Raw genomic sequence first — 23,354 nt, forward strand, 5'->3', positions numbered from 1 at the left:
GGACATCGCGACGGACCGCAGCGACAAGAACGCTGCGAACGGCGACATCGCGCCGGGACGGGAGGTCAGACCACGGCGCCCGACGCGTCGTCGTACGACGAACCTCGGCCCTGGGCCTCGCGGAGCTGCGCGAGCCGCGCACAGAGCCGTCGCTCCATCGCGGTGGTGACGGCTCGGGCATCGACGAGCCCGGGGTCGGTGGCGAGCCCGACACCCAGGACGCCGTCCCAGCTCAATGCACCCACGACGAACGGCGCGCCCGGCGCGAGCGGCAGGATCGGGTAGACCTCGACGAGGTCGGATCCGGCCATGGAGAGCTGCTGGGTGGGCCCCGGCATGTTGGAGACGATCCCGTCGAAGAACCGGTGGCCGTAGACCGTCCGCGCGAACCAGCCGACGCAGGGCTCCGGGAAGATCCGCAGCAGGTGGGCCATCACCCACCGGCTCGCGAGGGCGCGCGTCGGGCGGCGCAGCCGCGCGGTCACGGTGGCGATCTCGTCCATGAGCGCGCCGGTGTCGTCGGCGCGCAGGGGTACGTCGACCATCACGGCGGCGGTCGCGTTGCCCTCGGCGGCGGCGCCGGGCTCCCGCACCATGAGGGGTACGGCGACCCGGATCCGCCCCGCGGAGGCGGCGACGAGCTCGGGGTGGCTCTCGGCGACGGCGCCGGCGGTCAACGCAAGGACCAGGTCGGTGACCCGGTGGGGCCGGGAGGCCTCCTTGAGCTCGGCGAGGGGCAGCCCGCCGGTGGCGAAGTCTCGGTCCTGACCGGCGACGCCGAGGCCAGCGTGCTTGCCGCCCGGCTTGCTGCCGTCCGTCGCCAACTGGGCGAAGCCCAGGGCCGTGGCCGCCGCGGTCTGCAGCCCGCTCGGCCGGTAGGCCGGCTCGGGCAGGCTGATCCGCGGGCGCAGGATCTGCATCGCCTGCAGCACGGTGCCGATCCCATCGGCGATGGCGTGGTGGAGCAGGAAGAGGAGCGCCTTGGAGCCGTCGCCCATGTCGAGGATGACGATCCGCCACAGCGGCCGGTCGCGAGGGAAGGGCTCCGCGGCGATGCGAGCGACCGCCTCGTCGACACCGCGACGGCCGGGCACCTGCCACTCCACGACGTGCCAGTCCCAGTCGAGCGGCGGCGCGACCACCCAACGGGCGCGGCGCCAGCGGCCGCGCTGTTCGATCCGCTGGCTGAACCGCGGCAGGCTGCCGAGCTCACTCGCGACCAGGTCGACCAGGTCCTGCCGGACCGGCTGCCGCTGGGCGGGGTCCCAGAAGACCAGCCCGCCGACGATCTGCGGATGGCCGGTCTCCTCCACGTGGAGGAAGAAGGCGTCCGCGGACGGGACCAGCGAGCCCTCCCAGTAGGGATGGATCCAGAGCGCGACCCGGTCGGCGAGCACGACCAGGACGAAGGCCGCGACGGCGTCGAGCAGGTAGTGGTTGGCGGTGGCCAGGATGACGACGAGAGTCACCGTCACGTGCAGCGCCGAGAGCCACTGGACCCACCGCGGCACCCCGGCCCAGAGCAGCGCGACGCTGACCCACAGCGCCCAGCCCATGTGGAGCGACGGCATCGCGGCGAGCTCGTTGGCGCCGCTCACGAGCGGCGAGCCCCACGAGCCCCAGGTGTGGTGGTTGGCGACGGTGTCGAAGAAGGCGTTGCCGGGCAACATCCGCGGAGGCGTCGTGGGATAGAGCCCGAAGCAGGTGATGCCGACGACCGTGACGATCACGAACGACGTCCGCGCTCGACGCCAGACCTCGGGGTGCCGCCAGACGAGGTAGGCGAGGGTGGCGATGGCGCTCAGGATGTAGGTGAAGGCGTATTCATAGTTCGCGATCACCATCAGCGTGTGGTGACCCGCGAGCCAGTCGTTGAGCCACTTCTCGACGTCGAGGTGGAGCCAGTCCTCCAGGCGCGCGATGTCGAGGCCGTGCCGGTCGGCCGCAGCCCGGCGCCCGGGTGAGTGCAGCGAGTCGACGACCAGGTAGTAGCCGAAGACCACCAGGCCGAGGACGACCTGCTGCCACACGACGACCCGCGGTCGTCGTGTCTCCACGGACTGGTCAGGCACGTTTCGCCTCCGGCTCGGGTTCGGTGGGGTTCCAGGCGCTCAAGGACGGCGAGTGCACCAGACCTATCACGCCGAGGACGAGAAGCGCGCCTGCCCCGGCGAGACCGGCGAGCGCGCCCGGGGTCGTCGGCGGGTCGGCACGGAAGGCGACCATGCCGGCGACGTAGCTGGCGAGCGGGTTCACGATGTTCATCGCCGAGACCGACCACGGGAGCGGGCCGGCCGCGTGGGAGAGCTGGCCGAGGGCGAGGCCGATGCCGGTGCTGCCGGCGAGCGCGTAGCCGACCCAGTCGCGCGCGGTCGCCCCGACGCCGTCGTCGAGCAGGTCGTCGGCGGTGAGCTTCATGAACATGGCGGTCATGGCGAAGCAGACGCCGGCCGCGCAGGCGAGCAGGATCGCGGCGAGCGCGGGCGAGGGCCGGAAGCGGCTCGCCACGACCAGGACGGCGACCACGCCGATCGCGATGAGGGTGACGAGCAGGACCAGCGGCCGGTCGGCCTCCCCCGTCAACGGCGCGGCACCGTCGACGAGCATGAGCAGCGCGACCCCGCCGCAGATCGCGAGCCCCGAGATCCAGTCGAGCGGCCTGGGCCAGCGCCGCGACTCCCAGGAGGCCAACGGCATCGTGAAGAGGACCTGCGTCGTCATCAACGGCTGCACGGCGACCACCGACCCCAGCCGCAGGGCGGCGGCCTGGACGAAGAACGCGAGCAGGTTGACGAACCAGCCGAAGAACCAGGCCGGGCTCCGCACTAGCCGTCCCAGCAGGCGTACGGCGCCGGGCAGGCCTTTCCGCGCCAGCGCCGCACCCGGCCGGCCGGCGAGGTGGGTGCTGGCGCGCTGTTGCAGCCAGGCGGACAGCGCGAAGCCGAAGGCGGCCGCCAGGCCGAGCACGAGGACGACGTAGGCGCGCGTCACGACGACCGTCCTTCGGGGGTCCCTGCGCTCCTCACCTGCTCCCCGAAGCGGCGGGAGAGCGCGCGGTACGGCGCCGGCGCGACGGCGCGCACCGCCGGCGCGACGCGGGTCCAGCCGGGCAGGAAGACCTCGTCCCGCCCGGTCTCGACGGCGTCGACGACGGCGCGGGCGACTCGGTCGGCGCTCACCGGGCGCGGGCTCCGCCGCTCGTAGGGACGGCCGCGGCGCTCGAAGAAGCCCGTCTCGACGACGGCGGGGACGATGACGGACACGCCCACGCCCGAGCCGACCAGCTCCAGCCGTAGGCTCTCGGCGAAGGCGTCCAGGCCGGCCTTCGCCGCGGCGTACACCGCCTCCCCGGCGACGCCCGTCCGCCCGGCGATGCTCGTCACGTAGCACAGGTGGCCGATCCGACGCTCGATCATGCCCGGCAGCAGCCGGTGGGTCAGCCGGACGGCAGACGTCAGGTCGACCGCGAGCAGGTCGTCGATCTCGTCGGCGGTCATGACGTCGAAGGGCCCGGAGTGACCGCAGCCGGCGTTAGCGACGAGGAGGTCGACCCGGCCATGCACCGCGAGCGCCTCGTCGGCGAGCCGGTCGACGGCCGCCGGATCGCGCAGGTCGGCGAGGAGAGGTACGCCGCCGGTCGACTCCGCCACGGCGGCCGTGCGCTCCGGGTCACGGCCGTGGGCGAGGACGTGGGTGCCGGTGAGCGCGAGGCGCTGTGCGACGGCCGCGCCGATGCCGGCCGAGGCACCCGTGACGAGCGAGACGCCGCCCGCGAGCCGCATCGTCGCCTCCTGCGTCGTCGTACCGGTCACACCCTCCGTTTAGAGCAACGTAGCAGCGTCGTCGGCTCCGTCGCCCTGACATTCCGCCTGGTGTCAGAGGGGCCGACCGGCCCTGGCGGCGACCGGGCCGGCGACCACCGCCCGCGAGACCAGGAGCCGGCGGCGCAGCCGCCCGCAGCCGAGCAGCACCGCGGCACCCGCCACGGCCAGGACGGGGATCCCGACGCAACCGAGAACGGTCCCGCCCGGCACCGCGGTGAACGGCGCGAGCAGGCCGAGCAACGCGAGCAGCGCGACGAAGAGGCGCCGTCCCCACGTCGGCAGCGGTACGACGGCGAGCAGCGGCACCGGCCACAGCAGGTACCACAGCCGGAGGGCCGAGAAGAGCAGCCCGCCCGCGAGCAGCACCACGGCCAGCGCCCGCAGGCCGCGGACCGGGTCGCCGGCCGGCGTACGGAAGGCGGCGACGGCGGCCGCGACCAGCGGAAGCACCTGGACGACCGGCCGGACCGACGTCGGGACCAGGCGCAGGGGCGAGGCGTGGGTGAGACCGGTGCCGGGCACCCGCAGCGCCGGGATCCAGCCCATCCCCAGGCCGCTGAGCAGCCCCAGTCCGACGAGGGTGGCGACGACCACGAGCCCGACGCCGACGAGCCTGCGCAGACGGGCGAGCACCGCGGCACCCGGCGGCAGCGTCAGCAGCGCGACGCCGAGCCCGACCAGCACCGCGGGCGCCTTCACGCCCGCGGCGAGCCCGACCAGCGCCGCCCCGGCCACCCAGTGCCGCTCGACGCCGACGGCGAGGCCGGCGGTCGCGAGGCCGATCATCAGCAGGTCGTTGTGGAGCCCTGCGACGCCGACGGCCAGCATCAGCGGCGATGCCAGCGTGACCGCGGCGGCCGGCGCCGGGAACGCCCCGGTCAGCCGCCCCAGCCGCGGCAGCGCCCACGCGACCAGGAGCAGCCCGGCCACCGCGGCGAGCCGGTGCCCCAGCGCCAGCAGCAGCGGGTCGGCGGTGACGTGGGCCAGAAGGGCGCCATACATCAACGGCAGCGGACCGTACGGCGCCGGCGTGTCCTGCCAGCGTGGATCCACCGACGCCGCGAGCGGCCCGCCGAGCGCGCTCGGCCCGTGCTCGTACGGCGACAACCCGGCCGCGGCGAGGGCGCCCTGGGCGGCGTACGCCCACCCGTCGAGGCTGAAGAGCGGTGGCGCCACGACCAACGGCGCGATCCAGGCGACCGCCGCGCGGACTACCAGCGCCAGGTCACCGACGACGTGGCTGGCGTGCAGCAGCTCCACCCACGCCAGCACCAGCAGGACCAGGCCGAACAGCACGACCGCGAGGGCCACCGGCTCCGACGCCGGGCTCGCGCGGAGGGCATCGAGCGACGCCGGAAGGTCCATCCCGACCGGCAACGACGCGAGCACCCACCCGCCGAGGAGGACCAGCATGCTGCCCACGAGTCCCCGGCCGACCACGCTCCGCGACGCTAGCCAGGGGCGTGACGCGGCCGCTGAACGCGAGGCCGCCGACCGGGCGACACAGGGTGAACACTCCCCCGCCGTCTCCCGGCACCGACCTAGGCTGGAAGCCGTGCAGCTCGGCCAGTACCCAGCCCCACGTCATACGCTCGCCCACCTCTCGGACACGCACCTGCTGACGGGAGGGAGGCGTCAGTACGGCGAGGTGGACCCCGAGCCGGGGCTGCTCCAGGCTCTCGACCGGCTGGCCGGCCTGCCGACGCCACCGCAGGCGATCGTCCTCACCGGCGACCTCGCCGACCTGGGCGAACCCGCGGCGTACGCCCGGCTGCGCGAGCTCGTCGAGCCGGTCGCGGCGGGCTTCGGCGCCCAGATCGTCTGGGTGATGGGCAACCACGACGAGCGCTCCGCCTTCTCCTCGGCGTTCTTCGGCGAGGCGTCGAGCGCGCCGCAGGACCGGGTGTACGACGTCGACGGGCTCCGCATCGTCTCGCTCGACACCAGCGTGCCGGGCTGGCACCACGGCGAGGTCGACGACGACCAGCTCGCCTGGCTGCGTGACGTGCTCGCCACCCCGGCCGCGCACGGGACCGTCCTCGCCATGCACCACCCGCCCGTGCCGCTCCCCCTCGACGACGCCACCGTCACCATCGAGCTCGACGCACAGGACCGGCTCGCCGACGTCCTCGCCGGGTCGGACGTGCGCACGATCCTCGCCGGCCACATGCACTACTCGTCGTACTCCACCTTCGTCGGCATCCCCGTCTCGGTCGCCTCGGCGAGCTGCTACACCATCGCGCTGGCGACACCCGGGAAGTTCTACTCCGCCGTCGACGGCCACCAGGCGATCGCCGCGGTCCACCTGTACGACGAGGACGCCGGCGGCGTCCCGGGCGCGCCGGTCGTCCACTCGGTGCTGCCGCTCGCCGACGCGCCGGAGGTCACCAGCTATCCGGTCGCGGTGGCCGAGGAGCTCGCCGCCCTCTCCCGCGACGAGCGGCGTCAGCTGCTCTCCCGCAAGGGCGCCGCCGCCCGCGCGGAGCGACGCGAGTTCCGCGCCGCTCACCGCTGACGACGCGTCGGGTCCTCCCGGGCGCGCTCGCGTCCCCACACGACCGACGCGGTGCGCGCGGCCGGGTCGAGGACCAGCGCGCACCCCCGCCCCTGCGGGACCTCGGAGCGCATCACGACCTGCGCACGACGCAGCGTGGTCTCCGCATCGGCCAGCTCGATCGCGAGCTCATGCACCCGCGGTGGCACCTCGTCGGCCGGCAGCAGGTGGGCGTGGAGCTGTGGCACGTCCTGCCAGGCGTGGGCGTTGATCACGACCAGCGCCAAGGACGGCTCGGCCGCGACCCGGGCGAAGGCCAGCTCCCAGAGCTCGCGCAGCCATGGGCCGTCCTGCGCAGTCACCGCGGTGAGGCTGCGGATGGCCCGTCGCGGCACGACCAGCAGGTGACCCTCGCAGGTCGGCTGCGGATGGTCGAACACCACCGCACGGCGCGTCCTCGCCACGACCCGCAGCGGCAGCAGCCAGGCCGCGTGCGCGAACATCCACCGGACCAGCGGACCCATCGGGCGGCTGCGGGAGAGCCGGAACAGGAGGCGTCGCATGCGTCGATCATGCCGGTGCGGTCCAGACGCGACGAGGCCGGCGACGAGCACCACCGCCCCGAGCACGACCACCACGCCCCTGACGACACTCCGCATGAGCACTCCCCTGGTTCCCGAGACCGTGCCAGGTGAGGCCGCCCGCGGAGGACGCGTCGGACGTTATCCACAGGACCGGATGACGAGGACCGCGTCGACGGGTCCGTCGCCGAGGGCGCGGTAGCGATGCCGCCCGCGGCTCTCCCAGGTGGCCGTCTCACCGACGCCGACCTCGGTCATCCGCCGGACCGGACCGACCGCCGCGCGGCCCCGCGTGAGGAGAAGGTGCTCGACGACGCCGCGGCCGTGGCCGGGCGACTCGTGCCGCGCGCCGGCGTCGAGGTGGAGCAGGTAGACCTCGACGACGCCGGTCTCGAGTCGCTGGGTCTCGAGCAGACGCGCCGAGATCCCCGGCGACGCGACCTCCGCACCGACCCGCTCGGCGAGCAGGGTGGCGAGCGGGACGCCGAGCGCGCCCGCGAGCGCATAGAGGGTGCCGAGCGTGGCGTTGCGCGAGCCGTTCTCGATCTCGGAGAGCGACCCCTTCCCGATCCCGGCCTGCTCCGCGAGGGCGGCGAGCGAGAGCCCGCGGTCGCGGCGCGTCGTACGCAACCGCTCGCCGACGACGGCGGCCAGGTCGCTGGTCATGCCCGCACTCTAGCCGTCGGTTCCGAATACAGAACGAATGGCGTTAGGGTTCCGGATACAGAACGTTCCGGATGCAGAACCCGAGGAGGACGCATGACCCGACCGGTCATGGCCGGACTGCTGACGGCGATCGTCGGCTTCACCAGCTCGTTCGCGGTGGTCCTCGCCGGGCTCCGCGCCGTCGGCGCGACGCCGGCGGAGGCGGCGTCGGGGCTGCTCGCGCTCTGCGCGCTCCAGGGGGTCGGGATCCTCTGGCTCACCCGTCGCCACCGGCTTCCGCTGACGCTCGCTTGGTCGACCCCGGGCGCGGCGGTGCTCGCGAGCAGCGGGGGCGTCGACGGCGGCTGGCACGCGGCGGTCGGTGCGTTCCTCGTCGTCGGCGGACTGGTCCTGCTCACCGCGCTCTGGCCCGCGCTCGGGCGCCTGATCGCGTCGATCCCGGCCCCGATCGCGCAGGCGATGCTCGCGGGGGTCCTGCTCTCGCTCTGCCTCGCACCCGTGCGCGGTGTGGTCGACCACCCGCTGGTCGTCGGCCCGGCCGTGGTCGTCTGGCTGGCGCTCCTCCGGGTCGCGCCGCGGTGGGCCGTCCCGGCGGCCTTCGGCACCGCGTTGGTCACGATCGGCGTCGACATCGCCCGCACCGGCGGGCTCGACGGCCCGCTCGTCCCGCATCTCGCCTGGACGACGCCGAGCTTCACCTGGGGTGCGGTGATCGGGATCGCCGTGCCCCTCTACGTCGTGACCATGGCGTCGCAGAACGTCCCCGGGGTCGCGGTGATGGCGTCGTACGGCTTCGACGTGCCGTGGCGCGAGACGATGCTCGTGACCGGCGTCGGCACGGCGGTCGGCGCGGCTGCCGGCGGCCACGCGATCAACCTCGCGGCGATCACCACGGCGCTCTCGGCCTCACCCGAGGCCCACCCCGACCCGCGCCGCCGCTGGGTCGCCGCCCACACCGCGGGCTGGGCCTATCTCGTGCTGGCCGTCGTCTCCGCCGCGCTCACCTCGTTCGTCGCCGCCGCGCCGGCCGGCGTCGCCGAGGCGGTCGCCGGTCTCGGCCTGCTCGCCACCCTCGGCTCCTCCCTCTCCGGCGCGCTCTCCTCGATGGACGGCCGGGAGGCCGCAGTCGTCACCTTCCTCGTGGCGGCGAGCGGCGTCACGCTGCTCGGCGTGGGCGCGGCGTTCTGGGCGCTGGCCGCCGGCCTGGCCGTCGTCGCGGTGCTACGCCGACGGGCCGGCCTCCGGATGGCTCCGGAGACCGGCCCGTCGAGCTGAGGCGTGTCCCTCGTGGGTTCGATCAGCGACCGTGGCCGTGGCCGCCGGGCCCGCCGTGGCCGTGACCGAGCCGCTGGGCGACGGCGGCGAAGAACGTCGGCCCGTTGGGGCTGCCGACGCCCGTCTCGTCGTCATACCCTCGCACGTCGTGCAGCGTGGAGGTCTGGACGTCGATCTGCTGCAGCTTGTAGAGCAGACCGTCGCTGGCGTCGAGGCCGTTCACGTAGTCGGTGCGAACCTCATACACGGGCTTCCGCGGCGCCACCTCGTCGTGGAGCGCGCGACTCCCGCTGAGGCTGTAGAGCAGCGGGTTGGCGAACCCGATCGGCCGCCCGGCCGCTTGGCCGGCGACCGCCGCGACGCCCGCGAAGAGCGGCGAGGAGAGGCTCGTCCCGCCGATCCGGTAGGTGTCGTAGTAGGTGCCGTCCGGGAAGACCTGGGTCTCGCCGACCTCCATGCCGGTGTTGGGGTCGCCGACGAGCGACACGTCGGGCACGACCCGCATCGCCGACGAGCCGCGGCCCGAGAGCGAGGTCGGCACGACGCCGCGCTGGTAGAACGGCTCGGAGAAGATCTGGCTCACGCCACCCCCACCGCCGGAGCTGTAGGTGAAGGCGCCCCACTGGCTGCCGTCGAGCGGCGCGTAGGCGCTCTGCCAGCCGTACTCGCCGAGCCACTGGCCCTTCTTGCCGACCTCGAGGCTGGTCCCGCCGACGCCGGTGACGTAGGGGACGTCGGAGGGGAACTCCGCCGTCTTCGCCGACGGGTTGGTCCCGCCGGCGGTGTGGTCACCGCTGTCACCCGACGAGAAGCTGACCGTGATGCCGGTCAGCGCCGCCTCGAGGGCGTACTCGGAGTAGTAGTCGATGTAGGACTGACCGAGCTCGTCGGGGTCGTCGATGCTGTCGCTCCACGAGTTCGTGATGACGTCGGCAACGTGGTTGTCGATCGTCGACGCCCAGGCCTCGTCCAGCCCGGTCGAGCAGTCGGCGCCGGCGACGTACACGACCTTGGCGCCGGGCGCGAGCGCGTGGACCGCCTCGACGTCGAGCGTCTCCTCGCCGTACCAGCCGTTGCCACCGCACTCGTCGATCAGGCCGTAGCCGTCCGGCGCCGGCGTGATCTGGGAGAACTGTCCGCGCCTGAACCGCGGCTGGCCGTGGGTCGCGGCGTAGGTGTTGGCGTCCTTCAAGATCGTCGGCGACGCGTAGGCGTCGGTGATGGCGACGGTGATCCCGCGGCCGTCGATTCCCTTCTTGATCAGCGGGGCGACGCCGTACGCCGACTGCAGCTGGGACGGGCCGTAGCCGCACACGGCGTACGGCTGGGTCTTGCCGTTCTCCTGGGGCAGGCTAGTGGCCGCCTTCTGGCCGAAGTACGACGAGCACGGCTGCACGCCGTAGCGCGCTCCCTCCGGCGGGCCGGGGAGCGTGTCGGCCGGCTTCTTGAGCAGGCTGCCCTGGTCGAGCCCGACGATGCCCTCGATGGCACCTGCGACGCTGCTGGAGGTGGCCGCCGGCAGCGAGAGCGCGGTGGCGTTGGCGTGGACCTTGTGACCCTGGAAGCGGTAGTTCCGCATCTGGGTGTCGAAGACCTTCTCCACGGTTGCGGCGCTGCCGTGGGCGGAGACGAGCATCCGGCTCGGCATCGTGGAGTCGACCGTGAAGCCCTGGCTGGTGAGCCAGCTCTTCACCGCCTTCGCCTGCGCGGCCGTGGGGGCGAAGCGGGCCCGGAACTGCTTCGTCGAGAGCCACTTCCCGTACGACGCGCTGGACGGGTCGCTCAGCTGCTGGGCCAGCGACTCTGCGCCGGACTGGTCACGCAGATGGAGCAGCACGGAGAAGTGGAGCGAGGTGCCGTCGGCGACGGCGCCTTCGCTCGTGGCGTTGGAGAGCCAGCGCGGCTTGCTCTGGGTGAGCGGGTGGCGGTGTGACGTCGACGACGCATGGGTGGCGGCGTGGGCCGGGGCGCCCACCGCGGTGAGGGCGAGCCCGGTGGCCGTGGCGGCGAGCGCCGCGGCCATCCTCGCCCGAGGGGTGACGTGCATACGGGAGATCCTTCCCGAGTAGGTGAAGGGGGATAGTTGGGACCCAATCCCTGTGAGCGCGTGCGGGTCAACGGCCCTAAGACCCAGGTAAGCGGTTCCTCAGGAAACATTTAGGTTGGCGATCGATGGGTCAGCGGAGGAACGTCGGCCCTCGCCGTGGCGCGCGGCTTCCTGCTCCCGGCGCGCTCGCGCCTCGCCGCGCACGGCTGAAGCGGAGCCCGCTTCCACTACTCCCGGGTCACCCTTAGCGTCGAGGCACGGCCGCCTGCCCACCCCGCGCGGGCGCTCGACGTCACCGGACCCCAGGAGCCGTCATCCCCATGCCCATCCCTGCCTTCGCCCGTCCCGCGACCCGGGCCGGCGCACGCATTCTCGCCTTCGGCGCCCACCAGCCCGCGACCGTCGTCTCCAACGACGACCTCGCCACCCGGCTCGACACGAGCGACGACTGGATCCGGTCCCGCGTCGGCATCGCCGAGCGCCGGATCGCCGGACCCGAGGAGGGCATCGTCGACATGGCCGTCGAGGCGGGCGGCAAGGCCCTCGCCCGCAGCGGCCTCTCCCCCGCCGAGATCGACCTCGTGATCGTCGCGACCTGCTCGGCGGAGTCGCCGATGCCCGCCCACGCACCCACCGTCGCCCACCGGCTCGGGATCGAGGCGCCGGGTGCCTTCGACCTCAACGCCGCCTGCGCCGGGTTCTGCTACGCACTCGGGACGGCCGACGGCCTGGTGCGCAGCGGCACGACGGGCTCCGCGCTGGTCATCGGCGCCGAGAAGATGTCGCAGTGGGTGGATCCCGACGATCGGAGCACCGCGGTGATCTTCGCCGACGGCGCCGGCGCGGCGGTCGTGACCGGCGCCGACGAGCCCGGGATCGGCCCGACGGTCTGGGGCAGCCTCGGGAGCCACGCCGACAAGCTGATGATCGGGTCGCGGGCGTCGTACCTCGCGCAGGACGGGCAGGCCGTCTTCCGGTGGGCCACCAGCGCTATCGCGCCGGTGGCGCTCGACGCCTGCCGCCGCGCCGGCGTCGACCCGGCCGAGCTCGCCGCCGTCGTACCCCACCAGGCGAACCTGCGGATCATCCGCGCCATCGCCCGCGCCATCGGAGCCGCGAACGCCGTCGTCGCGGAGGACATCGTCACCGCCGGCAACACCTCGGCCGCGTCGGTCCCCCTCGCCGTCTCGCGGCTGCTTGACCGCCACGAGGTCGCGCCCGGCGCGCCCGCCCTCCTCGTCGGCTTCGGCGCCGGGCTCGCCTACGCCGCACAGGTGGTCCGGCTCCCTTAGGCACACCGGCACACCGGCACACCGGCACACCGACGGCACTTTCCCACCGTGGCGCGCCGGCGCCGGTCACCGGCCGTACCGCACCGCGCACCTTCCCGCGATGGCGGGTTCCTGCCGAGCTCGGCGCCGTCCTACGCCTCAAGAACGGGCACTCCTCCGAGGCCGTCCGTCAACACTCGATGACATTGACGGCGAGGCCGCCGCGCGCGGTCTCCTTGTACTTGATCTTCATGTCCGCCCCGGTCTCGCGCATGGTCTTGATCGCGGCGTCGAGAGACACGTGGTGGCTGCCGTCGCCGCGCAACGCGATCCGGGCGGCGTTGATCGCCTTGTTGCTCGCGATGGCGTTGCGCTCGATGCACGGGATCTGCACGAGGCCACCGACTGGGTCGCAGGTGAGGCCGAGGTTGTGCTCGACGCCGATCTCGGCGGCGTTCTCCACCTGTCCGGCGGTGCCGCCGGTCACCTCGCACAACGCACCGGCGGCCATCGCGCAGGCCGACCCCACCTCACCCTGACAACCGACCTCGGCCCCCGAGATCGAGGCGTTCACCTTGAAGAGGATGCCGATCGCCGCCGCGGTGAGCAGGAAGCGCACGATCCCGTCGTCGTCGGCGCCGGGGACGAACCGCTCGTAGTAGTGCAGGACGGCCGGGACGATCCCGGCGGCGCCATTGGTGGGCGCGGTGACGATCCGCCCACCCGACGCGTTCTCCTCGTTCACGGCGAGGGCGAAGAGGTTCACCCAGTCCATCGCCCGGATCGGGTCCACCTCGTCGCCGGTGGCCTCGAGGTCGCGGAGCAGCCTGGGCGCCCGCCGCGGCACCTTGAGACCGCCCGGCAGCAGCGGCTCGGTCCGCGTGCACCCGTTGTGGACGCACTCCTTCATCACCGCCCAGATCGCGAGCAGCTCCGCGCGAAGCTCCTCCTCGCTCCGCCGGGCGAGCTCGTTGGCCATCATGACGTCGCTGACGCGGAGGCCTTCCCGCTCGCAGATGGCGAGCAGCTCGGCAGCGGTGGTGAAGGGGTACGCCACCGGGGTGTCGTCCTCGACGATGCGGTCCACGCCGGCGGCGGCCTCATCGACGACGAAGCCGCCGCCGACCGAGTAGAAGGTGCTGTCGCGCAGCAGGCAACCGTCGGCGCCGTACGCCCGGAACGTCATCCCGTTGGGATGGGCGGGCAGGCTCTTCCTGCGGTGCATCACCAGGTCGGTGTCGCGCTCGAACGCCACGAACCGCGTCCCGGCGAGGTGGAGGCGTCGCGAGCTCGTCACCTGGGCGACGCGCTCGTCCGCGGCGTCGGTGTCGACGGTCTCCGGCCGGTTGCCCTCGAGACCGAGGATGACCGCCTTGTCGGAGCCGTGACCGTGGCCGGTGGAGCCGAGCGAGCCATAGAGCTCCACCTCGACGCGGTCCACATCGTCAAGAAGCCCTTCCGTGCGGAGAGCATCGGTGAAGAGCACCGCCGCCCGCATCGGCCCGACCGTGTGCGAGGACGACGGGCCGATGCCGACCGAGAACATGTCGAAGACGCTGAGCGCCATCAGGTCAGCCCCGGCGCCTTGAACTCGGCCATGGCGTCGACCAGCCAGCGCCCGAGGAAGTCTGCGAACGACGCACGCGGCATCACCCGGTAGGCCTCCTCGCCCGTCTTCTGAAGAATCACGGGAACCCTGCCGAGGTTCGTGACGTACGCCGTCCCGGCCTCGAGGACGCGCGGGTGGAGGTCGAGCGGGCAGCCCTTCTCGAGGACCTTCCGGGCAGAGGGGCCCTCCAGCAGGAAGGTTGCCCGGTTCGCCGAGAGGTCGACCACCGCGGTCGCCGAGCCCGGCAGCGCGGGGGCGAGGCGCTCGGTGAGCCGCTCGGCCTCGACGACGTCGGAGAGGACGAGGAACTCGTCCGGGGAGAGCCACAGCACGGCGACGTCATCCCCTGTGGAGACGGCACCGCAGCGGCCAGGCAGCGCGGTGCCCAGCCGGGCCTCGAGCTCGCCCCGCTCCGGCGCCGTCGGCGCGATGCGGACGCCGACCATGGCGACGTACCGCTCCTCGCGGAGCCGGACCGCGCGCGGGCCGGTGACCTCAGCGGCCTCGAACAGCGCGGCGAGGTGCTCTGCGGGGCTGGTGCGGCGCTCGGCGACGGTGCGCGGAGCGGGGGCAAGCGTGGAGTGATCAGCCATCACGTCGACTTCCTTCGGGGTCGTAGAGAACGGTGTCGCCGACAACGACATCGACCAGCTGGCCGCCGACCGCGGCTGCCAGCCGCTGACCGATCCGGTTCTGGCCGTTCTTGACCAGGGCGAGCGCGAACGACCGCCCCAGCGCGGCGCTGAGATAGCTGGAGGTGACGTACCCTTCCATCGGCACCGGCGTCGACTCCGGCGTGATCGGGACGCCGACGTCGACGAGCTGGGTGCCCTCGGGGAGCCGGATCGAGGGGTCGACCGGGAGCACCGAGACGAGGTGCTTACGGTCGGGCCGGGCGGTGTCGGGGCGGCTGTAGGACCGCTTGCCGACGAAGTCCTTCGCCTTCGAGACGATCCACTCCATGCCGGCGTCCTGCGGCGTCACCGTGCCGTCGGTGTCCTGGCCGACGATCGGATAGCCCTTCTCGGCGCGGAGCACGTGCATCGTCTCGGTCCCATAGGGAGTGATGGCGTACGGCTCGCCCGCGGCGTAGATGTCCTGCCAGACATCGTGGCCGTACCAGGTCGCGACGTTGACCTCGAAGGCCAGCTCGCCGGAGAACGAGATGCGACAGATGCGGGCCGGGACCCCGGAGGCGAGCGTGGTCTCGCGGAAGGTCATGAAGCCGAAGGACTCGTTGCTGACGTCGAGGTCGGGGGCGATCGCGGCGATGACGTCGCGCGACCTCGGCCCGACCACGGCGATTGTCGTCCACTGCTCGGTGACCGAGGTGAGGCTGACGTCCAGGTGGGGCCACTCGGTCTGGTGCCACTCCTCCAGCCAGTCGAGGACCTTGGCCGCGCCACCGGTCGTCGTGGTCATGAAGTAGCGGTTCTCGTCGATGCGCAGCGTCACGCCGTCGTCGAAGATCATCCCGTCGGGCGTGCACATGACGCCGTAGCGGGCCGAGCCCGGAGCGAGCTTCTTGAACGCGTTCGTATAGATGCGGTTGAGGAACTCGCCGGCGTCGCTGCCCCAGACCTCGATCTTGCCGAGCGTCGTGGCGTCCATCATCCCGACGGAGCTCCGCACGGCGGCACACTCCCGCAGGACGGCATCGTCCATCGACTCGCCGGGCCGCGGGTAGTACCACGGCCGCAGCCACTGGCCGACGAACTCGAACTCGGCCCCGTGGGCGACGTGCCACGGATGGATCGACGTGATCCGGGCGGGGTCGAAGAGCTCGCCGCGTTCGCGCCCGGCCAGCGCGATGAACGGCACCGGCGCGTAGGGCGCACGGTAGGTCGTCGTGCCGATCTCGCCCGGGGTGCGGCCCTGGTTGAGGGCCGCGGCGATCACACCGATCGCGTTGACGCCGGAAGTCTTGCCCTGGTCGTTGGCGGTGCTGATCGAGGTGTAGCGCTTGATGTGCTCCACGCTGCGCATCCCCGCACCGGTGGCGCGGAGGACGTCATGGACGGTCTGGTCGCGCTGCAGGTCGACGAAGTGCTCGTCGAGCGACGCCAAGCCGCCGTCCCGGTCCCGCACGACCCACAACGGGCGTGTGGGCGCGTCGGCCGCGGGCCGTGGCAGCGACGTCCCGGGCAGCCCCTGGGCAGGACCGACGCCGGCGGCGTACGCCGCGAGCGCGCCCGCGTGCCGACCTTCGGCAAGACAGGCTGCCAGGCCATAGCTGCCGCGGGCCGAGCCCACGACCTGCTGATCCAGGACGTGGCCGTCGGGCACGAAGGCGACCAGATCCTCGTCCCACCGCAGCGTGCCCTGGCGCTGGCTGTGCAGGTGTACGACGGGGCTCCAGCCGCCCGACACGGCGACCAGGTCGCAGGCGACCGTCACCGGCTCGCCCGTGGGGACGCCGTCGGCGTCGATCTCGCTGACCGTCGCCGCGGTGACGCGAGGAGCGCCCTCGGTGTCGACCACGGTCGAGCCCAGACGCACCTCGACGCCGGACTCCGCGGCGTCGCGGGCCCGCGGTGAGGGCTCGGTCCGCGCGTCGGCGACCGCCACGACCTCCACGCCCGCCCGCTGGAGGTCCGCGACGAGGTCGTAGGCGCTGTCGTTGGTCGTCGCCACGACGACCCGGGAGCCCGCGGCGACGGCGTACCGGTTGAGGTAGGTGCGCACCGCGGAGGCGAGCATGACGCCGGGTCGGTCGTTGTGGCGGAAGACGAGCGGCCGCTCGTGTGCGCCGGTGGCGAGGACGACCTGCTTGGCTCGGATGTGCCAGAGCCGCTGCCGCGAGACGCCGGGCAGCTGCGCCTTGGCGTCGGCGTCGAGGTGGTCGATGCGGTTCTGCAGGGCGATGACGTAGTTGGCGTCATAGCTGCCGAACGCGTTCGTCCGGGAGAGGACAGTCACCTCCGGCGCCGCGGCGAGCTCGGCGGCCACGGACGCGACCCATGCCTGCGCGTCGACGCCGTCGATCTCGGCGCCCGGGGCGGAGAGGAGCGATCCGCCGAGCTCGGGCTGGTCGTCGATGAGGATGACGCGCGCCCCGGAGCCCGCCGCCCTCCGGGCCGCGGCCAGACCGGTGGGGCCGCCGCCGACCACGAGGACGTCGGCGTGCACGTAGGACTTGTCGTAGAGCGCGGTGTCCTCGCCCGGGTCGAGATCGCCCTGCCCGGACAGGTAGTCGGCGCGCAGGCCGTCGACCAGCTCGACGGTGGTGGCGGTCAGCATCGACTCGGTGACCGAGTCGCCCGGCCGGCGTACCTTCACGAGGGCGTTCGGCTCCTCGACACCGGCGGCGACGATGCCGCGCGGCCGGCCGCGGTACATCGACGGCGCGGTCTCGATGACGCCGGCGGCGAGCAGCGCGGACGCGAGGGTGTCGCCGGCGTGACCGCGGTAGTCGCGGCCGTCGACGGTGAAGGCGAGCTCGCTCGCCCGGTCGATGCGGCCGCCCTCGGCGAGGCGGCAAGAGGTGGTGCTCACAGGTCTCCTCCATCCAGGGTCGGGCGAGGCTCGCCCGCGGCGTACACGGCGGCGATGCGGTAGGTCACGGTGTCGCGGAGGACGTTGAACCACTTGCGGCAGCCGCCGGAGTGGACCCACCGCTCGGCGTACAGGCCCTTGGTGTTCTCCCGGTAGAAGAGGTAGCGCCCCCACTCCTCGTCGGTCAGTGCCGAGGGGTCCTCGGGATAGGCCACGTGTGCCTGGCTGCCGTAGTGGAACTCGGTCTCGTCACGCGGCCCGCAGTTCGGGCAGTCGATGAGGATCATCGCGCGTCCTTTCAGTGCGCCACGGCGGCTGCGCCGTGCTCGTCGATGAGGGCCCCGGTGGCGAACCGCTCCAGCGCGAACGGCGCGTTGAGCGGGTGGGGCTCGTCGTGGGCGACCGTGTGGGCCATCGTCCAGCCGGCACCCGGGGTGCCCTTGAAGCCGCCCGTGCCCCAGCCGCAGTTGACGTAGACGTTGTCGATCGGGGACTTCCCCACGACCGGCGACGCGTCCGGGGTGACGTCGACGATGCCGCCCCAGGTGCGCAGCAGGTGCGCCCGGGCGAAGATCGGGAAGAGCTCGACGGCCGCGGCCATCTGCTCCTCGATCACGTGGAAGCCGCCACGCTGGCCGTAGCCGTTGTAGGAGTCCACGCCCGCGCCCATGACGAGCTCGCCCTTGTGGGCCTGCGACACGTAGACGTGGACGTGGTTCGACATCACGACGGTGGGGTGCACCGGCTGGTGGAGCTCGGAGACGAGCGCCTGCAGCGGGTGGGACTGGATCGGCAGGTCGAAGCCGGCGAGCCTCGCGAGCACGCTGGAGTGGCCGGCCGCGCAGAGCGCGACCTTGCCGGTCGCGATCGTGCCCCGGCTCGTGCGAACGCCGGTGACGCGGTTGCCCTCCTTGACGAAGCCGATCACCTCGCAGTCCTGGATCAGGTCGACACCGAGCTCGTCGGCCTTGCGGGCGAACGCCCAGGCGACGTGGTCGTGCTTGGCGATGCCGGCGCGGGGCTGGTAGGTCGCGCCCATCACCGGGTAGCGGATGTTGTCGCTGGTGTTGAGGATCGGGCAGACCTCCTTGACCTGGTCGACGTCGAGCCACTCCGCGTCGACGCCGTTGAGGCGGTTGGCCTCGGAGCGCCGCACGGACTCGCGCACGTCCTGCAGGGTGTGCGCGAGGTTGAGCACGCCGCGCTGACTGAAGAGGAAGTCGTACTCCAGCTCGTCGGGCAGCTCCTCCCACAGCTTGAGGGAGTGCTCGTAGATGGCCGCCGACTCGTCCCAGAGGTAGTTCGACCGGATGATCGTGGTGTTGCGCGCCATGTTGCCGCCGGCGAGCCAACCGCGTTCCAGCACGGCGATGTTGGTCAGGCCGTGGTTCTTCGCCAGGTAGTACGCCGTCGCGAGTCCGTGGCCGCCGCCACCGACGATGACGACGTCGTACGACGGCTTGGGGTCGGGGTTGCGCCAGAGGAAGTCGGGGTGCTCGGGCAGGAGGTCGGCCATCACTCGGCTCCGTTCGGGTCGGCAAGGTTGGGATAGAGCCGGTGCTTGTCGGCGAGCGCCTCGACTCGGCCGCGGAGCTCCGCCACGAGCTCGTCGGTGAAGTCGGCGGTCAGCGCGGCCGCGATGATGTCGGCCACCTCGGTGAAGTCAGCGTCGTCGAAGCCGCGGGTCGCGAGCGCCGGTGTCCCGATCCGAAGACCGGAGGACACCATCGGCGGGCGCGGGTCGAACGGCACCGCGTTGCGGTTGACCGTGATGCCGACCCGGTGGAGCCGGTCCTCCCCCTGTTGGCCGTCGAGCTCGGAGTCGCGCAGGTCGACGAGGACCAGGTGGACGTCGGTGCCGCCGCTCACCACCGAGACCCCCACCTCGGCGACGTCGTCGGAGAGGAGCCGATCGGCGATGATCCGCGCACCGCGCAGCGTCCGCTCCTGACGCTCACGGAACTCCTCGTCGGCGGCCAGCTTGAACGCCACGGCCTTGCCGGCGATGACGTGTTCGAGCGGGCCGCCCTGCTGCCCCGGGAAGACCGCGGAGTTGACCTTCTTCGCGATGGCGGCGTCGTTGGTGAGGATGACACCGCCGCGCGGGCCCCCGAGGGTCTTGTGCGTCGTCGTCGTCACGATGTCGGCGTACGGCACCGGGTTGGGGTGCAGGCCGGCGGCGACCAGGCCCGCGAAGTGGGCCATGTCGACCATGAGATAGGCGCCGACCGCATCGGCGATGCGCCGGAAGGCGGCGAAGTCGAGCTGGCGTGGGTAGGCGGACCAGCCCGCGACGATGAGCTTGGGCCGGTGCTCGAGGGCGAGGCGCTCGACCTCGGCCATGTCGATGAGCATGGTGTCGCGGGCGACCTCGTAGGGCACCACGTCGTAGAGCCGGCCGGAGAAGTTGATCTTCATCCCGTGCGTGAGATGGCCGCCGTGAGCCAGCGAGAGCCCGAGGATCGTGTCTCCCGGCTGGAGGAGCGCGAACATCGCCGCGGCGTTCGCCTGGGCGCCCGAGTGCGGCTGGACGTTGGCGAACTGGGCCGAGAAGAGCGACGTCACCCGGTCGATGGCGAGCTGCTCGATCACGTCGACGTGCTCGCAGCCGCCGTAGTAGCGGCGGCCGGGGTAGCCCTCGGCGTACTTGTTGGTCAGCACGGAGCCCTGCGCCTCCATGACGGCGGTCGGCGCGAAGTTCTCCGACGCGATCATCTCCAGCGTCTGCTGCTGCCGGCTCAGCTCGGCATCGATCATCGCCCGGATCTGCGGGTCCGTCTCCGCAAGGGAGCGGGTCAGCACATCAGACACAGTAGGGCTCCTCAGCTTTAGTATGCGATTGATATATCAGTGGTACTCCAGGAGTATGCTGACGTCGAACAGCGGTGTCAACAGTTTTCGACCATGTGGAGGTGCGCGCGATATGGCCACACAGGAGGCGTCCCGCTCGGTCGTCACTGAGGCGTCCGGGTCGTATGCGGATCTCGCCTACGAGCGCATCCGGGATCGGCTGATCATGCTCGACATCCGCCCCGGGGAGCCGATCAACGACGGGAAGCTCGCCGCCGAGATCGGCGTCGGCCGCACGCCGGTGCGGGAGGCACTGAAGCACTTGGAGAGGGACCACCTCGTGGTCTCGTTCCCACGCCGCGGCACCTTCGCCACCGCCATCGACGTCACCGAGCTCAGCTCGATCTCCGATCTCCGACAACATCTCGAGCCGTTCGCGGCTCGGCGCGCGGCCGAGAACGCGCTCCCGCAGGTGCGCGAGGAGCTGCGCGCCAAGGCCGCGGAGGTACGCGGCCTCGACGCACTCGGCGACGACCGGAACACGCTCATGCGTTTCGACACCTCGGTCCATCGGCTCATCTACCGGGCGACCGGGAATCCTCATCTCGAGGACGTGCTCATCCGCTACGACAACCTCGCCACCCGCATCTGGTGCCTCGTCATGGACCGCCTCCCCGACCTCGCACACCACATCACCGAGCACGCCGACCTGCTCGACGCGATCGCCGACGGGGACGCCGACCGCGCCGAGCAGCTGGCCCGCGACCACGTCGCCGGCTTCGAGAGCGAGATCCGCAAGGTCCTGTGACACGGGCGACCGGGAGGTCGGCCGTCACGTCGTAAGCCGTGGCGCGAACCGTGCCGGTCGCGCCTCAGTCAACGGCTTCCAGGTCAACGGCTTCCAGGTCAACGGCTTCCAGCGGGGCGCGGCCGCGGGCGCCGGTCGGCGCCTCGACCCGAGCGATCGAGCGCACGTCCGCCACCGCGGTCTCGGCATGGCGGGCGATCTCGGCGAGGGTGGTGACCCACATGCCGTCCATCGCCTGGACGTCGGCGATCAGCCTCTCGAGGGCAACGGCCTTGGACGGCCGGCCCGAGATGAAGGGATGGTTGGTCAGTACGAAGCAACCGCCTTCGGCGTGCTGCGCCTCCGCCTCCAGCAACCACATCTCATGGACCTTGGCCGGGCTCTCGATCACGCCGCTGCCGGTCCAACCCGGATAGAAGGCGTACTGCTCCCAGTCGTCCAGCGTCCAGTCGACCGGGATCTCGACGAGCGAGCCGCGACCGCTCTCTCCGGTGAAGCGGTAGGGCACGTCGCCGTCGAGAAGGCTGGAGTCGTAGCGGAAGCCACGCTCGACCAGCAGGTCAGCCGAATGCCAGTTGAGCTCCCACCACGGTGCCCTGTAGCCGGCCGGCGTGATCCCGAGCCGGCCGAGTGCCTCGAGCCCGCGATCGAGGTAGGAGGCTTCCTGCTCGGCCGAGATGCCCTGCATCGGCTCGTGGAGGTAGCCGTGGTGCGCGATCTCGTGCCCCCCGTCGGCGATGCGGCGCACCATGTCCGGGTAGGTGTCGGCCGTGAATCCCGGCACGAAGAACGTGGCCGTGACGCCCCGCCGCTCGAGGACACGAAGGAGCCGCGGCACGCCGACCCGGGGCCCGTAGGCCTGGTGGGTCATGAGGGACATCCGCGCGGAGGACGCGGGGTCGTGGGCAAGAACGCACGACTCGGCATCGACATCGAAGCTGAAGGCTGCGGCGGCGCGCATGCTGTCGGGCCAGGTGAACGTCACGAGACGACCCCCTTCACGGTGATCGCCGGCGCGAGGGGCTGCGGCATGCCGTCGTACCGGCGGGCGACGACGGGGCCCAGGGCTGCATAGACGAGCGCGCTGGTCAGGCCGCCGGCCAGCCACGAGAGATCCACACCATGCATGGCGCGAGCGACGCTGCCCTGGAGAGCGGGGACCATGCCGTACATGAAGAGCCACGTCATCGCGACACCGCTGAAGAAGGCAGCCATGCCGGCCCAGTTGATCGCCGGCAGGGAGGCCGTGCCCACCGGCTCGAACAGCTTGGCGGTGTCGGGTTGGGTGCCGCGCAGGAGCCAGTAGTAGTGCACGAGCATGATGCCTCCCCACGTCGCGACCCAGGCGACGATGCCGGAGAGGAACGAGTCCAGCGTGTTGGCGAAGTCGCCTCGGTAGATGAAGAAGACGACGACCAGCATCGCGAAGACGCCGACGATCAGGCTGAGAGCCCGCCTCGGGACCTTCAGGTCGAGCGCCTGGGTCGCGACCGAGAAGGTGTAGATGTTGAGGATGTTGGTGGCGATCGGGCCGTGGACCACGAGCAGCAGCACGGGGATGGCCAGCGCTCCGAAGTTGTCCACGATGAGCTGGCCCGGGTCGACCGAGGCGCTCTTGGTGGCGAGCGTCGCGCCGAGCAGGCCCAACCAGACCACCGGGAGGAACTGTCCGAAGGTGCTGGCGAGGTAGAGCTTGGCGCGCGGGACGTCGCGGCTCACGAAGCGGGAGTAGTCGGCGGCGTAGGTGAACCAGGTGATGCCCCAGCCGATGCCGATCGCCGTCATCACCCCGGTCATGGCGGCCCAGCGGTCGGAGCCGGTCAACACATGACCGACGGGGCCGGCGTAGGACCAGTCGATGTGCAGGAAGAACCAAGCGGTGATCGACATCGCCACCAACACGACGATGGTCGGCGGGACCGTCCACCGCTCGAAGGCGGCGATCGCGCGGTAGCCGAGCCAGGAGATGACGACCTGGGCGGACATGATCAGAGCGGCGACCAGGATCCTCGCGGCGTTGTTCGACGCACCCGGGTCGACGATGCCGATCTTTCCCAGCAGGGCCATCACGAGGTCGAGGATGATCCAGGTGTTGAGGGCACACCAGCCGATGGCGAGACACGCCTGGATCGTGGCGGGCAGGTAGTTGCCGACGCGGCCGAACACCGCCCGCGACAGCACCATGCCCGTGGCCCCGGTGCGCTGCCCGAGCAGCACGAACAAGCCGAAGAGCGACATGCCGATCAGGTTTCCGACCACGAGCACCAAGACGGTGTCCCAGAGGCCGAGGCCCAGTTCGACGCCGAGGGCCCCGAGCACCCAGTTGATGGGGGCGATGTTGGCGCCGCACCAGATCCAGAACTGCCCCGAGACCCGATGGGACCGAGAGGCCTCGGGGATCGGTTGCAGTTGTTGTTCGAGGTCGGCGATCTCTGCCGGCGCATGCTGTGAGGTGGACATCGGGAACCCTTCTCGAGCACTGGAGCAGGACTCG

General features: G+C 72.0%; 19 protein-coding genes. 4 read left to right on the plus strand and 15 right to left on the minus strand.

The annotated features are described in order from the left end of the window. Nucleotides 1-65 precede the first annotated feature (65 nt). From AB3X52_RS06965 to mptB, 4 genes are all read right to left on the minus strand, one after another. Nucleotides 66-2,072 carry a bifunctional phosphatase PAP2/O-acyltransferase family protein gene (locus AB3X52_RS06965; protein ID WP_367992643.1) on the minus strand — a complete coding sequence of 669 codons (2,007 nt, stop codon included), beginning with the start codon at nt 2,070-2,072 and terminating at the stop codon, nt 66-68. Continuing rightward, entirely contained in the window at nt 2,065-2,991 is a 927-nt protein-coding gene (locus tag AB3X52_RS06970; protein WP_367992645.1) for a DMT family transporter, read from the minus strand. Before AB3X52_RS06970 ends, AB3X52_RS06965 begins: the two co-directional genes overlap by 8 nt. Then, on the minus strand, nt 2,988-3,812 hold the full coding sequence (locus AB3X52_RS06975; RefSeq protein ID WP_367992647.1) for an SDR family NAD(P)-dependent oxidoreductase: 825 nt from the start codon (nt 3,810-3,812) through the stop codon (nt 2,988-2,990). Before AB3X52_RS06975 ends, AB3X52_RS06970 begins: the two co-directional genes overlap by 4 nt. A 63-nt stretch (nt 3,813-3,875) precedes the next feature. Continuing rightward, nucleotides 3,876-5,264 carry a polyprenol phosphomannose-dependent alpha 1,6 mannosyltransferase MptB gene (gene mptB, locus AB3X52_RS06980; RefSeq protein ID WP_367992649.1) on the minus strand — a complete coding sequence of 463 codons (1,389 nt, stop codon included), beginning with the start codon at nt 5,262-5,264 and terminating at the stop codon, nt 3,876-3,878. A gap of 115 nt (nt 5,265-5,379) precedes the next feature. Here mptB and AB3X52_RS06985 point away from each other — a divergent pair, with 115 nt between their 5' ends. Next, nucleotides 5,380-6,339 carry a metallophosphoesterase gene (locus AB3X52_RS06985; protein ID WP_367992651.1) on the plus strand — a complete coding sequence of 320 codons (960 nt, stop codon included), beginning with the start codon at nt 5,380-5,382 and terminating at the stop codon, nt 6,337-6,339. Here the strand turns inward: AB3X52_RS06985 and AB3X52_RS06990 are convergent. Next, nucleotides 6,330-6,881, minus strand: a complete 552-nt coding sequence (locus AB3X52_RS06990; RefSeq protein ID WP_367992653.1) for an HIT family protein — start codon at nt 6,879-6,881, stop codon at nt 6,330-6,332. The two genes, AB3X52_RS06985 and AB3X52_RS06990, sit on opposite strands and share 10 nt — an antisense overlap. A 159-nt stretch (nt 6,882-7,040) precedes the next feature. Continuing rightward, nucleotides 7,041-7,565, minus strand: a complete 525-nt coding sequence (locus AB3X52_RS06995; RefSeq protein WP_367992655.1) for a helix-turn-helix domain-containing protein — start codon at nt 7,563-7,565, stop codon at nt 7,041-7,043. 93 nt (nt 7,566-7,658) lie between these two features. Here AB3X52_RS06995 and AB3X52_RS07000 point away from each other — a divergent pair, with 93 nt between their 5' ends. Then, on the plus strand, nt 7,659-8,840 hold the full coding sequence (locus AB3X52_RS07000; RefSeq protein ID WP_367992658.1) for a benzoate/H(+) symporter BenE family transporter: 1,182 nt from the start codon (nt 7,659-7,661) through the stop codon (nt 8,838-8,840). A gap of 22 nt (nt 8,841-8,862) precedes the next feature. Here AB3X52_RS07000 and AB3X52_RS07005 read toward each other — a convergent pair whose 3' ends face one another. Further along, the gene (locus tag AB3X52_RS07005) at nt 8,863-10,887 is read right to left on the minus strand and encodes a S53 family peptidase (protein WP_367992659.1); all 2,025 of its coding nucleotides are present in this window, start codon (nt 10,885-10,887) and stop codon (nt 8,863-8,865) included. Nucleotides 10,888-11,207: 320 nt separating this feature from the next. Between AB3X52_RS07005 and AB3X52_RS07010 the strand changes: the two genes are divergently transcribed. Next, nucleotides 11,208-12,179 (plus strand): beta-ketoacyl-ACP synthase III, encoded by a 972-nt coding sequence (locus tag AB3X52_RS07010; protein ID WP_367992661.1) that lies wholly within the window; start codon nt 11,208-11,210, stop codon nt 12,177-12,179. Nucleotides 12,180-12,348: 169 nt separating this feature from the next. On the opposite strand, the gene AB3X52_RS07015 is transcribed toward AB3X52_RS07010, so the two are convergent. Genes AB3X52_RS07015 through glyA form a run of 6 tightly spaced genes read right to left on the minus strand, consistent with a single transcriptional unit; the run spans nt 12,349 to nt 20,073 of the window. Beyond that, complete coding sequence (locus tag AB3X52_RS07015) at nt 12,349-13,725, minus strand: L-serine ammonia-lyase (protein WP_367992663.1); 1,377 nt, start codon at nt 13,723-13,725, stop codon at nt 12,349-12,351. Continuing rightward, nucleotides 13,725-14,360, minus strand: coding sequence for a sarcosine oxidase subunit gamma (locus AB3X52_RS07020; protein WP_367992665.1), 636 nt, complete (start codon nt 14,358-14,360; stop codon nt 13,725-13,727). The genes AB3X52_RS07015 and AB3X52_RS07020 overlap by 1 nt, the downstream gene beginning before the upstream one ends. Then, nucleotides 14,353-17,262 (minus strand): sarcosine oxidase subunit alpha family protein, encoded by a 2,910-nt coding sequence (locus AB3X52_RS07025; RefSeq protein WP_367992667.1) that lies wholly within the window; start codon nt 17,260-17,262, stop codon nt 14,353-14,355. Before AB3X52_RS07025 ends, AB3X52_RS07020 begins: the two co-directional genes overlap by 8 nt. Continuing rightward, a complete protein-coding gene (locus AB3X52_RS07030; protein WP_367992669.1) occupies nt 17,259-17,549 on the minus strand; it encodes a sarcosine oxidase subunit delta in 291 nt (96 codons plus the stop codon). The genes AB3X52_RS07025 and AB3X52_RS07030 overlap by 4 nt, the downstream gene beginning before the upstream one ends. An 11-nt stretch (nt 17,550-17,560) precedes the next feature. Then, complete coding sequence (locus tag AB3X52_RS07035; RefSeq protein WP_367992671.1) at nt 17,561-18,778, minus strand: sarcosine oxidase subunit beta family protein; 1,218 nt, start codon at nt 18,776-18,778, stop codon at nt 17,561-17,563. Beyond that, complete coding sequence (glyA, locus tag AB3X52_RS07040; protein ID WP_367992674.1) at nt 18,778-20,073, minus strand: serine hydroxymethyltransferase; 1,296 nt, start codon at nt 20,071-20,073, stop codon at nt 18,778-18,780. Before glyA ends, AB3X52_RS07035 begins: the two co-directional genes overlap by 1 nt. Before the next feature lie 112 nt (nt 20,074-20,185). On the opposite strand from glyA, the gene AB3X52_RS07045 reads away from it, so the two are divergent. Then, nucleotides 20,186-20,860: a GntR family transcriptional regulator gene (locus AB3X52_RS07045; protein ID WP_367992675.1), complete on the plus strand. Its 675-nt coding sequence runs from the start codon at nt 20,186-20,188 to the stop codon at nt 20,858-20,860. A 64-nt stretch (nt 20,861-20,924) separates the two neighbouring features. Here the strand turns inward: AB3X52_RS07045 and AB3X52_RS07050 are convergent, their stop codons facing one another. Beyond that, a complete protein-coding gene (locus tag AB3X52_RS07050) occupies nt 20,925-21,845 on the minus strand; it encodes a polysaccharide deacetylase family protein (protein ID WP_367992678.1) in 921 nt (306 codons plus the stop codon). Next, nucleotides 21,842-23,320, minus strand: a complete 1,479-nt coding sequence (locus AB3X52_RS07055) for a purine-cytosine permease family protein (RefSeq protein ID WP_367992680.1) — start codon at nt 23,318-23,320, stop codon at nt 21,842-21,844. Before AB3X52_RS07055 ends, AB3X52_RS07050 begins: the two co-directional genes overlap by 4 nt. Between the last annotated feature and the right edge of the window lie 34 nt (nt 23,321-23,354).

This window comes from Nocardioides eburneus, from assembly GCF_040838215.1.
GTDB lineage: Bacteria > Actinomycetota > Actinomycetes > Propionibacteriales > Nocardioidaceae > Nocardioides > Nocardioides eburneus.